Below are 13,203 nucleotides of genomic sequence, written 5' to 3'. Positions count from 1 at the left end.
CCTCGCGGACCGAGGTCACCGGGCCGGCGCCGCCGCTTCCGCGAAACGTCCGGCGGACTCGGCGAACCGCCGCGCGACGGCCGGGGCCGCCGCCCAGTGCGTGTGCAGATAGCTGGCGTGCACCCCGCCCCGCACGAAACCCTCGACGCGGCGCTCGGGATGCGTGAACCCCCACGCGGGCGAGGCGCCGGCGCCGGGCTCGATCACCGTGCGGTGGAACTCGTGCCCGCGCAGCCTGGTCCCCGCCACGGCGAGCGAACTGTCGGACACCGCCACCGCCTCGCGGTAGCCCAGCGTCAGCCGCTCCGACATCCGGGCGTCCGCGTCGAGCACCCCGCACATCGGCTTGCCGTCCAACGAGGACGCCAGGTACAGCAGCCCGGCGCACTCGGCCGCCACCGGCCCGCCGGCCGCGGCGAACGCGGCGACGGCCCCGCGCAGCGGCTCGTTGGCGGACAGCTCGGGCGCGTACACCTCGGGGAACCCGCCGCCGATCACCAGCCCGGCGGTCCCGTCGGGCAGCCGCTCGTCCCGCAGCGGATCGAAGGTGACGACCTCTGCGCCGGCGGCGGTGAGCAACTCCGCGTGCTCGGCGTACGAGAACGTGAACGCGGCCCCGCCGGCCACGGCGACCAGCGGCCGGCCGCCCCGCCCGGCCCCCGCGAGGCCGTCCGCGAGCGCGCCGCCCACCGCCGGGCCCGACACCGACGCGACCGCCGCGCCGGCGTCCCACGCCTCGCCGTCCAGCGGCGGCGCGGTCCGGGCCAGGGCCATCAGCGCGTCCAGGTCACAGCCCGCCCGGACCTGGTCGGCGAGCGCCCCGACCGAGGACACCGCGTCGGCCCGGCGCTCGGCCACCGGTACCAGCCCCAGGTGCCGCGAGGGCGCCGCGACCTGCGGAGCCCGTCGCAGGACCCCCAGAACCGGCATCCCGGCCTCCTCCAGGGCCTCCCGGAGCATGACCTCGTGCCGATCGGAACCGACCTTGTTGAGGATCACGCCGCCGAGCCGCACCTGCGGGTCGAACGAGGCGAAGCCGTGCACCAGCGCCGCCACCGACCGCGACTGCGAGGAGGCGTCCACGACCAGCACCACCGGAGCCCGCAGCAGCTTGGCGACCTGCGCGGTCGAGGCCAGCTCACCGCGCCCCGCCGCCCCGTCGTACAGGCCCATCACGCCCTCGATCAGGGCGAGGTCGCACCCGGCCGCCCCGTGCGCGAACAGCGGCGCGACCAGCTCCGGCCCGCACATGAAGGCGTCCAGGTTCCGCCCCGGCCGGCCGGTGGCCAGCGCGTGGTAGCCCGGGTCGATGTAGTCGGGGCCGGCCTTGTGCGGGGACACGGCGAGGCCGCGTTCCGAGAAGGCCGCCATCAGACCCGTCGCGACGGTGGTCTTGCCGCTGCCGGAGGACGGCGCGGCGATCACCAGGCGCGGTATGGGGAGCGACGTCACCACTCGATGCCCTTCTGGCCCTTCTGGCCGGCGTCCATGGGGTGCTTGACCTTGGTCATCTCGGTGACCAGGTCCGCGAACTCCACCAGCTTCTCCGGCGCGTTGCGACCCGTGATCACCACGTGCTGGGTGCCGGGCCGGTTGCGCAGCACCTCGATCACCTCGTCCACGTCGATCCAGCCCCAGTGCATCGGGTACGCGAACTCGTCGAGCACGTACAGCCGGTGCGTCTCGGCGGCCAGATCCCGCTTGACCTGCTCCCAACCTTCCTTGGCCGCCTGCTCGTTGTCGAGCTGCGCGTCACGCTGGACCCAGGACCAGCCCTCGCCCATCTTGTGCCAGACGACGGAACCGCCCTCGCCCGAGGCGCCGAGCACCTTCAGCGCGTTCTCCTCGCCGACCTTCCACTTCGCCGACTTGACGAACTGGAACACCCCGATCGGCCAGCCCTGGTTCCAGGCGCGCAGCGCCAACCCGAAGGCCGCCGTCGACTTGCCCTTGCCGGGGCCGGTGTGGACGAAGACGAGCGGGCGGTTGCGACGCTGGCGCGTCGTGAGTCCGTCGTCCGGAACGACGGACGGCTGTCCCTGCGGCATTACGCGGCCCTCCTGTTGCCGGCGCCCTGGGGCGACCGGGCGGATTCCACCGATGTACGAACGTTCTTCACGAGCCCCGCCAGGCTGTCGGCCCGCAGCCCGTCGAGGCTGACCGCCGGGCCGCCCAGATCGGCGGCCAACACCCCGGCCAGGCCCAGCCGGACCGGCCCGCTCTCGCAGTCCACGACGACCGAGGTGACCCCCTCGGCGGCCAGCAGCCGCGCCCCGCGACCGGCCAACTCGCGCGGGTCCCCGCCCAGACCGCCGGCCGACGTGGCCCGCCCGTCGGTGACGACCACCAGCAGCGGCCGCCGCGAAGGGTCCCGCAGCCGCTCGATCCGCAGCACCTCGCGCGCCTTCAACAGACCGGAGGCCAGCGGCGTGCGGCCACCGGTCGGCAACTGCTCCAGCCGCGCGGCGGCCGCGTCCACCGAGGACGTCGGCGGCAACGCCAGCTCGGCGCCCGCACCCCGGAAGGTGATCAGACCGACCTTGTCCCGGCGCTGGTAGGCGTCCAGCAGCAGCGACAACACGGCACCCTTGACCGCGCTCATGCGCTGCCGGGCCGCCATCGAACCGGACGCGTCCACGACGAAGAGCACCAGGTTGCCCTCGCGGCCCTCCCGGGTGGCCTGCCGCAGGTCGTCCTTGCGCACCACCAGCCCGCGCCCGCTGCGCCCGCGCGCCTTCTGGTGCGGGGCGGCGGCGTGCACGGTCGCGGCCAGGTGCAGCTTCGTCAGCTGACCCCGGGGGCGCTGGGAGCCGGTGGTCCGGCCGTGCGCCGTCCGGGCACGCGAGCGGCGGCCGGCCGCGCCCTCGCCGAGCCCGGGCACGCTCAACATCTTGGTGCGGAACGGTTCGGAGGCCCGTACGGCGGCCTGCTCCGGGGCGCCGCCCCGCGGATCCGGGGACTGCGGGCCCTCGCCGGCATCCGACGCGTCGGGGCCCTCCCCGGCGTCCGAGGTCTGTCCGGTGTCGGGGGTCTCCGGCGCCTCGGGGGAGTCGGGCGCCTCGGGGCCCTCGCCCTGTGGCGCGCCGCCGCCCCCGTCCGGCCCGCCGTCGTCCGGGCCCTCGTCCCCGGGGCCGCGGTCGTCCGGGCCCTCGGGCTCCGGTTCGGGTTCCGGTTCGTCGTCGGGGAACTCGTCCAGGATCCGGTCCAGCTTGTCCTCGTCGAGACCGGGCGCGTCGAACGGGGCCCGCCGGCGGCGGTGGGGGAGCGCCAGCAGCGCGGCCTGCCGCACGTCCTCCTTGAGCACGTCGGTCCGGCCGGCCCAGGCCGCCAGGGCCGTCGCCGTACGGGCCATCACGATGTCGGCGCGCATGCCGTCGACCTCGAAACCGGCGCAGGTGGCGGCGATCCGCAACAGCGAGGTGTCACCGAGCACGACCCGCGGCAGCAGGGCCCGCGCGGCCACCACCCGGGCACGCACGTCGTGCTCGTCACCGTCCCAGCGGCTCGCGAAACCGGCGGGGTCGTCCTCGTAGGCCAGCCGGCGGCGCACCACCTCGACGCGCTGCGCCGGCTCGCGCGACGCGGCGACCTCGACGGTCAGCCCGAACCGGTCCAGGAGCTGCGGGCGCAGCTCGCCCTCCTCCGGGTTCATCGTCCCGACGAGCAGGAACCGGGCCGCGTGCCGTACGGAGACGCCCTCGCGCTCGACGTACGAGGCGCCCATCGCGGCGGCGTCGAGCAGCACGTCCACCAGGTGGTCGTGGAGCAGGTTCACCTCGTCGACGTACAGGATTCCCCGGTGCGCGTCGGCCAGCAGGCCGGGCTCGAAGGCCTTCACGCCCTCGGACAGGGCCCGTTCGATGTCGAGGGAGCCGACCAGACGGTCCTCGGAGGCGCCGACGGGCAACTCGACCATCCGGGCCGGGCGGTCCCCGCCGGGACCCGGCTCGTGGGGTCCGTCGGGGCAGTCCGGGTCGGGCGCGGCGGGCGCGCACGAGAACCGGCAGCCGGGTACGACGTCCACCCGCGGCAGCAGCGCGGACAGCGCGCGCACGGCGGTGGACTTCGCGGTCCCCTTCTCGCCGCGCACGAGCACGCCGCCGACCGCCGGGCTCACGGCGTTGAGGAGCAGGGCCAACCGCAGGTCGTCCTGCCCGACCACGGCCGAGAACGGAAAGTGGGCGCTGCTCATGAGACGGTCACTCCTTCGAGTGGCTTGCGATGGACGTCGGTGCCGCCGTGCCGGCGGCCCGTCGGATGTGCGGCCCGACCGGAGCCCGCGCCCCTCACGGGGCGCCCGGCGGCAGGAAGGGAAGGCCCGCCGGGGCCCCGCCCTCGATCAGCCGCAGCAGCGCGTCGGTGTCGGCGTGTTCCTCGATCAGGTCGCCCAGCAGGTCGAGCTGTTCCTCGCGCAGCGCGCCGAACGAGGTGTCCGGCGCCGGGACGAAACGCCGCCCGGCCGCGGCCGCCACCTCCCGCAGGAACGCCCGGCGGAAGCCGTCCGACTCCAGCGAGCCGTGCCAGTGCGTTCCCCACACCTCGCCGACCCGGCAGCCGTCCAGGAACGGGGTCCCCCCCAGCACCTCGGCCACCCCGTGGTGGATCTCGTACCCCGAGACCTCCTCGCCCAGCGCCGAGCCCACGGGCCGCGCCAGGGTCTTCTCCCGCGCGAAGCGGACCCGTACCGGCAGCAGGCCGAGACCGTCGACGGCGCCCGCCCGGGACTCCACCTCGTCCTCGATGTGCTCGCCGAGCACCTGGAACCCGCCGCAGATCCCCAGGACCGGCCGGCCCTCGGCCGCCCGCGCGGCCAGCGCGTCGGCGAGACCGCGCTCCCGCAGCCACGCCAACGCCTTCACCGTGCCGCGGGTGCCCGGTACGACGACCAGGTCGGCGTCGACCAACTCCTCGGCCCGGTCCACGAACCGGACCACCACCCCCGGCTCCGCCGCGAGCGCGTCGACGTCCGTGAAGTTCGACATCAGCGGGACCGCGCACACCGCGACGCGCAGCACGTCCGCGCCCACCGGCGGGGCCACCGCGGACTCGCGCACCGAGCCCCGCAGCGAGACCCGCAGGCCGTCCTCCTCGTCGATGCCCAGCCCGTGCCGGAACGGCAGCACCCCGTACGTGGCCCGACCGGTCAGCCCGCGCAGCATCTCCATGCCCGGCTCCAGCAACGACACGTCGCCCCGGAACTTGTTCACCAGGTAGCCCGCGATCAGCGACTGGTCCTGGGGCGACAGCAGCGCCGTGGTCCCGAAGAACGACGCGAAGACCCCGCCCCGGTCGATGTCGCCGACCACGACCACGGGGAAGCGCGCGGCCCGCGCGATGCCCATGTTCACGATGTCGGTCCGGCGCAGGTTGATCTCGGCCGGACTGCCCGCCCCCTCGCAGATCACGGCGTCATACGTGCCCCGGAGCTGCTCCAGACAGTCCGTGACGACCCCGAGGAGCCGTTCCCGACCGCCCCCGTGCAGCCCCTTCGACGACCCCCCGGGCTCCCCGAAGAACCCGCGCGCGCTCATCTCGCCCACCGGCTTGCCCAGCAGCACCACCTGGCTGCTCTGGTCGCCGCCGGGCTTGAGCAGCACCGGGTTCATCAGCGCCGTCGGCTCCACGCGGGCGGCCTGGGCCTGCATGGCCTGGGCCCGCCCGATCTCGGCGCCCTCCCGCGTGACGAAGGAGTTCAACGACATGTTCTGGGCCTTGAACGGCGCGACCTTGACGCCGCGGCGGGTCAGCCAGCGACAGATGCCCGCCGTGACCACGCTCTTGCCCGCGTCCGAGGTCGTCCCGGCGACCAACAGACCGCCACCCCGCCTGGTGCCCGTCACGCGCTTCCCTTCCCGAACCGACGCGACACCGCACACCGCAGTGCCACACACGTGGCCAGCGCCACCCACGTCACCCGACGCGACAGCCGTACGGCACGTTCGATGTCCGCGACCTCCACCGGCCGGCCCGCGGCGCCGTTCAGCACGGCCCGGTGCTCGACCCGGCCCCCGTACGCGAGGCTGCCGCCCAGCCGTACGCCCAGCGCGCCGGCGAAGGAGGCCTCCACCGGGCCCGCGTTCGGGCTCGGGTGCGCGGCGGCGTCGGCGCGCCAGGCCCGCACGGCTCCCCGCCGGTCGGGGCCGGCCAGTACCGCGGCCAGCGCCGTCAACCGGGCTCCCGGCCAGCCGGCCAGGTCGTCGAGCCGGGCGGAGGCCCAGCCGTAGCGCAGGTGGCGGGGCGATTTGTGGCCCACCATCGCGTCCAGGGTGTTCACGGCGCGGAAGGCCAGCAGTCCGGGCACGCCGGCGACGGCTCCCCAGACCAGGGCCCCGACCACCGCGTCGGAGGTGTTCTCGGCGACGGACTCCACGACCGCGCGGGCCATCTGCTGATCGTCCAGGGCCTGCGGATCGCGCCCGCACAGGTGTGGCAGTCGTTCACGGGCCACCTCGGTGTCCCCGGCGCGGAGCGCCCCGCCGATGGCACGGGCCTCCCGTCCGAGGGAGGTGCCGCCGACGACGGCCCAGGTGGCGACGGCGGTGAGGGCGACACGGGCCGCCGCGGGCCGGGAGCGCACGGCGCGTGAACCCAGCGCGCCGAGCGCGGCAGCGCCCCCCACGCACACCAGGGCGTGCACGACGCCGCGGGCGCGGTCGTCGCGCCACAGGGCGCGTTCGACGGAGGCGGCGGCTCTTCCGAAGGCGGCCACGGGGTGCCCGCGGCGCGGATCCCCGAGGATCCGGTCGCCGATCAGGCCCGCCGTGACGCCGTACGCGAAAACGCGATCGGCACGCATGGTGGCAGGTATGTCCTCACTCAGGGTCCGCGCCCTGGTTCGACGTGTCCGGCGGCGAGAGTTCCTGGCTCCCGGGGCGCACGGGCGGTGTGCGCTCCCCGGTGACAGTGGCGGGACCGCGCCGGATTCGCACCGGACTTCCTCTCCATGCCGCCGTATTGGCTCGGGCAGTCCACCACGGCCCAGGAACGCCCGTCAACTTGCTGTTGACCTGCGGTGAGTGTGGGGCGGCGGCATGCGAAAGCTCCCCCCGGGACGGACCCGGAGGGAGCTTTCGGACGTGCGACGTCAGCTGACGATCAGGTAGATCCCGAAGGTCACGGCCGCCGCGCAGAGCGCGAAACACGCGTAGGCGCCGCTGCGGGCCAGGGTCGCGGCCCCACCCTGCTCGGTGGCGGTCTCGTGCTTGGACAGGCCGACCAGACCCAGGGTGAAGAGGGCCACGAGGGCGACGGTGGCGGAGAGGCTGACCCCGAAGACGGAGCCGAGTGCTGCCCAGTCGATCTTCATACTGCGGAATCCTCTGTCGTTCTCGGGGGTCAGACCGCGGCGGCCGGAGCCGACGGGGTCGTCGGGGCCGCGGGAGCGGCGGCGGCCGGAATGGTGGCCCGGAGGTCGTCGTCCGCGGCGATCACGGCCGCGGCGGCCGGGGTCGGCGGGACGGTGACGGCCGCGATGGCCGTGGTGACCACGCCGGGCTCCTCGGTCGCGACCTCGGAGCCGGCGGGCTCCGCGGCGGTGACGTTGTGGTGGTCGACGACCTGACGGCGCGAGATGACCCAGATGGCGAAGCAGGACGCGACGAGGAAGACCGCGACGGCGGCGACGCCGATGTCACCGGTGCGCATGACCAGCTCGGCGCCGGCGGCGACGAGGGCGGCGGCCGGCAGGGTCAGGCCCCAGGCGATGAACATCCGGGTGGCGGTGGACCAGCGGACCACACCGCCCTTGCGACCCAGCCCCGCGCCCATGACCGCGCCGGAGCACGAGTGGGTGGTGGAGAGGGAGAAGCCGAGGTTCGAGGAGGCCAGGATGACGCTGGCGGCCGAGGTCTGGGCGGCGAAGCCCTGCTGCGGGTGCAGGTCGGTCAGGCCGCTGCCCATGGTGCGGATGATGCGCCAGCCGCCCAGGTAGGTGCCCATCGCGATGGCGAGACCGGCGGAGACGATGACCCAGACCGGCGGGTTGGACCCGGCGGGCAGGGCGTTCCCGGCGACGAGCGCCAGGGTGATGATGCCCATCGTCTTCTGCGCGTCGTTGGTGCCGTGCGCCAGCGAGACGAGGCCCGCGGAGGTGATCTGACCGGCCCGGAAGCCCTTGGCCGAGGTCTTCTCACCGAGGTTCCTGCCGACCTTGTACGAGAGCTTCGTGGCCAGCATCGCGGCGACACCGGCGACCAGCGGCGCGGCGATGGCGGGCAGCAGCACCTTGGTGACGATCACGCCGCCGTTGACGGCGTCGAGACCGGCGGAGGCGACGGCCGCACCGATCAGGCCGCCCATGAGGGCGTGCGAGGAGCTGGAGGGCAGGCCGACCAGCCAGGTCACCAGGTTCCAGAGGATCGCGCCGACGAGCGCCGCGAAGATCACTTCGGGCTGGATGCCGCTCTCGTTGACGAGTCCGCTGGAGATCGTCTTGGCGACCTCCACCGACAGGAAGGCGCCGACCAGGTTCAGCACGGCGGACATGGCGACCGCCGTCTTGGGCTTGAGGGCGCCGGTCGAGATGGTGGTGGCCATCGCGTTGGCCGTGTCGTGGAAACCGTTCGTGAAGTCGAACACGAGAGCGGTGATGACCACGATCCCGAGGAGAAGCGTTATGTGCTCCATTTACCCAGGCTTCTGTTTGACGTCAGTGGTTCGGCGACCGTAGGCAACCTGAGTGAACGGAAGATGAACTGGATGGGGCCGGGTGGTGGATCAAGCCGAGGCTCGATCGGGCCGTATTTCCCGATTCCTTCGTAGATATATCGATTAATGCACGTCAGGGTGGGGTGAACACGCCGTCACGCGCGGGCGCTTCGGCCGGTCGGACACCCCCCGGGCGGACCCCGAAGAGACCTACATCACTCCCGCATCCGTCCCGTCGGCCACGTTCCGGTCCCGGTTCCGGTTGCCCGGCCGACGAAGCGGGGGTCATCCCCTCCGGTGGCCCCTCCGCCCTCCCGCGCCGAGACTGGAGCGGTGCGAACCGCCACGACGACGGCAGCGGCCGTCACCACGACCCTGATCGGTGCCGGCGCTGCCGCCGTCGCCGCCGGTCGGTACGCCGCCGACGCGGCCCTGCGACCCGAACCCGGCCGCCCGCTCCCCGGCGGCCCCCGCCTCAGCGTCCACTCCACCACCGCCGACCGGATCACGCTGACCCGCTCGCTCGCCTCCCTGCGCCCCGGCACCTACGGACTGGACGCGCCCGGCGTGCACGCGGTGGTCGGCCCCGTCGTCGCCGACGTCGCGCACGCCCCGGACACCGTCGTCCGGCGGCTGGTCGCCGTCACCCACGGCAGCCTCGAACCCGGAACCCGGGTCACCCTCACCCCCCAGGTGCACCTGGGCAACCCGCGCACCGCCCTCGGGCTCGACCACGCGGACGTGGACGTCCCCGGCGAGCTCGGCCCGCTGCCCGCCTGGTTCGTCCCCGCGGCCCGGGACACCTGGGTGATCACCGTGCACGGCCTCGGCACCACCCGGGAACACCCGATGGTGGTCATGCCCTTCCTGCACCGCCACCACCTCCCCGTCCTCGACCTCGCCTACCGCGGCGACCTCGGCGCCCCCGCCTCCCCGGACGGCCTCGGCCACCTCGGCGAATCCGAATGGCGGGACCTGGACGCGGCCATCCGCTACGCCCTCCGCTACGGCGCCCGCCGCGTGATCCTGCACGGCTGGTCCACCGGGGCCGCCATGGCCCTGCGCGTCGTCGAGCGGTCGGCGCTGGCCGGTCGGATCTCGGGGGTGGTGCTCGACTCCCCGGTGCTCGACTGGCACGCCACACTGCGGGGCCTGGCCGCCGCCCGCCGCACCCCCGCGCCGCTGATCCCGCTCGCCGTCCGGGCCGCCGAGGGCCGCGCCGGACTGCGGGCCGACCGACGCGCCCCGGGAGCGGACCCCGACGCGCTCCGCGTCCCCGTCCTGATCTTCCACGGCCCGGACGACAGGCTCGCCCCGTGGGAGCCGTCCCGTCGGCTCGCCGCCGCCCGACCCGACCTCGTCACCCTGCGCACCGTTCCCGACGCCCCGCACGGCGCGATGTGGAACGCCGACCCCGCCGGCTACGAGGAGGCGTTGCGCCGCTTCCTCACCCCGCTCATGTGACGGGCGGGTGCCGGACGGGACACGGAGGGTGGTTTGTTCCGTTCCATCCCCCCGGTGGCCGGCGGTAACGACCGCTTCCGTTTGGGCTTTCGGCCAGTGACGGGCGAGACTGCTTCCGTGACGTCCCGAAAGCCTGATGAGCAGTTGGCTCGCGACTCCAGACTCCGACTCGTCTCCCCGCGTTCCGTGGCCGCGGCCCGCAAGGCGGTGACCGACCGAAGGACCCGACCCGCCCCCCGGCCTCCGGCGGGCACACCCGCCACGGCCGACCTGGCGAACAGGGCCCGGGCCTCCCTCGCCGACGCGGTGCGGTTGGCCCGCTGGGCCGAGCTGCACCTCGGGGCGGGCGACGGCGGCCGGCCCGCACCGGCGGCGGGGCTGTCGACCGCCGACGTCGAACGGGCCGCGGCGGAACTGAACCTGACCCACGGCCAGATCAGGGTCGGCTGGGACCGCTCCAGACTCTCCGGTCTCGTCGAGGTGCACGGCGGCGACGCCCGGCCGGGCTGGCGGCTGCGCGCCTGGGACCGCGACGACACGGCCGTGCTGCGCGGTTGGGTCGCCCTCTTCGACGCCTGGTCCCTCGTGCACCCGGCCCCCGCCGACATCGCCCCCGCCGTCGTCGCGGAAGTGGTCGAGGCCATGCCCCAACTGCTCTCGCTGCTCCAGCTGTCCGCCGGCCCGGTGACCGTCCCGGACCTGTTGGACCTGCTCGGCCAACGCGTCACCGAACTGCGCGACGAGCGCTGCGAAGTGCCCTACGGGACCTGCGTGAACGGCGACCCGGACGCGGCGACGGCCGGCGCGGCCACCGCGCAGGCGGTCCTCCCCGCGCAGGGCGCCCCCGCGCAGCCCGTTCCGCTCGCCCGGCTGCTGCGCTGGGCGCTCGGCGGCCTCGCCGCCGTGGACGCCGTCACCCTCGGCCCCGCACAGGCCGCCCTCACGCCCCTGGGCAGCTGGGCCGTCTGGGTCAAGCTGGAACAGATCTGCGTCGCCGCGCAGAGCCCCGCCGGGAACATCGAGCAGTCCGCCGCCGCGATGCTGCACGGCTGCGCCCGCCTCACCCCCGGGCCCGCCCGCGCCGAGTACCGGGCCTGGCTCGCCGCCCGGCCCGTCGGCCACGCCGTCGGTGAACTCCTCCAGGCCGCCCGCGGCGAGGACGCCCTGACGCGCGGACTCGCCTTCGAGGCCCTGCGCGTGGTCGGCGCCCCCGCCGAGCCCGACGTGCGCGCCGCCGTACGGGAACCCGCGCTGCGCCCGTACGCCCTGCTCTGGCTCGCCGAGCACGACGGGGTGGACCCGGACGAGGCGCAGGACGTGCTCACGGCCGAGGAGTCGACCTGGCTCTGGGTGGACACGGCGGCGGCCATCGCCGACCACGGCGAGGCCGAACTGCTGGCCCGCCACCTCGACTCGGCGGTCCGCACGACGGTCCCGCGGCTGCTGGACGAGGTCCGTGCCGTCGGCCACCCGCGCACCGTGCAGGTCCTGGTCGCGCTGGCCGCGGCCCACCCCGACCCCGCCCTGGCCAAGGCGGTCCGGCGGGCCGCCTTCCAGGTGCACACCGGCGGGGCGTAGCCCGCGTACGACAAAGACGCGCCGAAGGACGCGCCGCAGGGTCAGATCTGCGGCGCGTACGTCCCGAAGCTCCAGACGTTGCCCTCGGCGTCGCGCGCCATGTAGTCGCGCGATCCGTAGTCCTGGTCCGTGGGCTCCATCAGGATCTCCACCCCGTGCTCCACCGCTCTGCGGTGGTGGGCGTCCACGTCGTCGACGACCACGTACACCCCGGTCGGCCCGGCTTCCGCCATGACCTTGTCGAACTGTCCGCCGCGGCCCTTGCTGCCGAGCATCACCGCGCCGTTGCCGTAGGACAGTTCCGCGTGCATCACGGCCCCGTCCTCGCCCTCGTACACCGCGACCCGCGTGAACCCGAACGCCTCCGTCAGCAGTTGGATCGCGGTCTTGGCGTCGCGGTAGAGCAGAGTCGGGTAGACGGACGGAACACCTGCCATGACGATCACTCCCTCTCGTGCAGTGCGCCTGCGTGCCTGGACGGGTCCGTGACCAACGGCCTGCCACCGACGGCATGTGACCCACGACACAGCATGGCAGGCGCCACCGACAGTCAGCGGAAGGTGTTGCACTGGGCCATGTCGCCCGTCCGGTAGCCCTGGTAGAACCACTGCCGGCGCTGCTCGGCGCTGCCGTGCGTCCACGACTCCGGGGTGACCCGCCCCTGGAACTTCTCCTGGATCCGGTCGTCGCCGACCGCCGCCGCCGCGTCCAGACCGTCCTTGATGTCCTCGTCGGTCAGCTTCGTGATCAGCGGGCGCCCGGTGGACTCGTCCGGGGTGCGCATGGCGTTGTGCGCCCACACCCCCGCGTAGCAGTCCGCCTGGAGCTCGACCTTGACCGCGTTGCTGTTCGCGCCCTGCCGGCCGTCCTGGGCCCGCTGGAGGGTGCCGGTCAGGTTCTGGATGTGGTGCCCGTACTCGTGGGCGACGACGTAGGCCTGGGCGAAGGGGCCGCCGCTCGCGCCGAACTTCGTCCGCAGCTCCTCGAAGAAGCCGAGGTCCAGGTAGACCTGCCGATCGGAGGGGCAGTAGAAGGGGCCGACCGCGGAGGTGGCCGCGCCGCACGCCGTGTTCACCCGGCCGGTGAAGAACACCGTCGAGGCCGGGCTGTACCGGCCCCCGCGCCTTTGGAACTCCTGCTTCCAGAAGTCCTGGGTGCTGTTGACCACCGCGACGAGCCGGCAGTCCTCACGGGTGTTCGCGTCCTGACCCGTGCGGCAGGCCTGCTGTACCTGGCTCGCGGAAGAGGAGGTGGCCACCGGCTCGGGGTTGCCCTCGGTCAGCCCCAGCTGCTCGGGGCCCACGCCGAAGAGCAACCCCATGATCAGTGCGATCAAACCGACGATGCCGCCGCCGACCGTGGCCTTCCCGCCGGGGATGCGGCTGCCCCGCACGTCCTTGACCTCGGACGTGTCCAGATTGGCGTCGTCGTCGAACTGCATGCCGCACCGCCCTCGATTCCTCGTGTCCGCCCTGCGGCGAGTATCAACCCCTTCATCCTGATACGCGCCCCGGC

Annotated in this window: 11 protein-coding genes and 1 riboswitch; of the genes, 2 read left to right on the top strand and 9 right to left on the bottom strand. The window is 74.2% G+C overall.

Annotated features, from left to right (window positions below; genetic code table 11):
• Positions 1-15 precede the first annotated feature (15 nt).
• The 7 genes from OHA84_RS10225 to OHA84_RS10195 form a co-directional block, all read right to left on the bottom strand.
• Positions 16-1,455, bottom strand: coding sequence for a cobyrinate a,c-diamide synthase (locus OHA84_RS10225; RefSeq protein WP_053678567.1), 1,440 nt, complete (start codon positions 1,453-1,455; stop codon positions 16-18).
• Positions 1,449-2,048, bottom strand: a complete 600-nt coding sequence (gene cobO / locus OHA84_RS10220; protein WP_053678569.1) for a cob(I)yrinic acid a,c-diamide adenosyltransferase — start codon at positions 2,046-2,048, stop codon at positions 1,449-1,451. The genes OHA84_RS10225 and cobO overlap by 7 nt, the downstream gene beginning before the upstream one ends.
• Positions 2,048-4,192: a putative cobaltochelatase gene (locus OHA84_RS10215; RefSeq protein WP_266972074.1), complete on the bottom strand. Its 2,145-nt coding sequence runs from the start codon at positions 4,190-4,192 to the stop codon at positions 2,048-2,050. The genes cobO and OHA84_RS10215 overlap by 1 nt, the downstream gene beginning before the upstream one ends.
• A 94-nt stretch (positions 4,193-4,286) precedes the next feature.
• Positions 4,287-5,840 (bottom strand): cobyric acid synthase, encoded by a 1,554-nt coding sequence (locus tag OHA84_RS10210; RefSeq protein WP_266972076.1) that lies wholly within the window; start codon positions 5,838-5,840, stop codon positions 4,287-4,289.
• Entirely contained in the window at positions 5,837-6,796 is a 960-nt protein-coding gene (locus tag OHA84_RS10205; RefSeq protein WP_266972078.1) for a cobalamin biosynthesis protein, read from the bottom strand. Before OHA84_RS10205 ends, OHA84_RS10210 begins: the two co-directional genes overlap by 4 nt.
• A gap of 58 nt (positions 6,797-6,854) precedes the next feature.
• Positions 6,855-6,941, bottom strand: a riboswitch (cobalamin riboswitch).
• A gap of 143 nt (positions 6,942-7,084) precedes the next feature.
• The gene (locus OHA84_RS10200) at positions 7,085-7,306 is read right to left on the bottom strand and encodes a hypothetical protein (RefSeq protein WP_266972080.1); all 222 of its coding nucleotides are present in this window, start codon (positions 7,304-7,306) and stop codon (positions 7,085-7,087) included.
• A gap of 29 nt (positions 7,307-7,335) precedes the next feature.
• Positions 7,336-8,625 carry an inorganic phosphate transporter gene (locus tag OHA84_RS10195; RefSeq protein ID WP_053678579.1) on the bottom strand — a complete coding sequence of 430 codons (1,290 nt, stop codon included), beginning with the start codon at positions 8,623-8,625 and terminating at the stop codon, positions 7,336-7,338.
• Positions 8,626-8,979: 354 nt separating this feature from the next.
• Here OHA84_RS10195 and OHA84_RS10190 point away from each other — a divergent pair, with 354 nt between their 5' ends.
• Together OHA84_RS10190 and OHA84_RS10185 are read left to right on the top strand one after the other, a co-directional pair.
• The gene (locus tag OHA84_RS10190; protein WP_266972082.1) at positions 8,980-10,110 is read left to right on the top strand and encodes a S9 family peptidase; all 1,131 of its coding nucleotides are present in this window, start codon (positions 8,980-8,982) and stop codon (positions 10,108-10,110) included.
• A 117-nt stretch (positions 10,111-10,227) separates the two neighbouring features.
• Complete coding sequence (locus tag OHA84_RS10185) at positions 10,228-11,688, top strand: hypothetical protein (protein ID WP_371591344.1); 1,461 nt, start codon at positions 10,228-10,230, stop codon at positions 11,686-11,688.
• A 41-nt stretch (positions 11,689-11,729) separates the two neighbouring features.
• On the opposite strand, the gene OHA84_RS10180 is transcribed toward OHA84_RS10185, so the two are convergent.
• Entirely contained in the window at positions 11,730-12,125 is a 396-nt protein-coding gene (locus OHA84_RS10180; protein WP_053678680.1) for a VOC family protein, read from the bottom strand.
• A 113-nt stretch (positions 12,126-12,238) separates the two neighbouring features.
• Entirely contained in the window at positions 12,239-13,129 is an 891-nt protein-coding gene (locus tag OHA84_RS10175; RefSeq protein WP_266972084.1) for a neutral zinc metallopeptidase, read from the bottom strand.
• Positions 13,130-13,203 lie beyond the last annotated feature (74 nt).

The sequence above is a fragment of the Streptomyces sp. NBC_00513 genome, from assembly GCF_041431415.1.
Taxonomy (GTDB): domain Bacteria; phylum Actinomycetota; class Actinomycetes; order Streptomycetales; family Streptomycetaceae; genus Streptomyces.
Note: the sequence above shows the minus strand (reverse complement) of the source record. Positions and strands in the feature narration are given on the sequence as shown.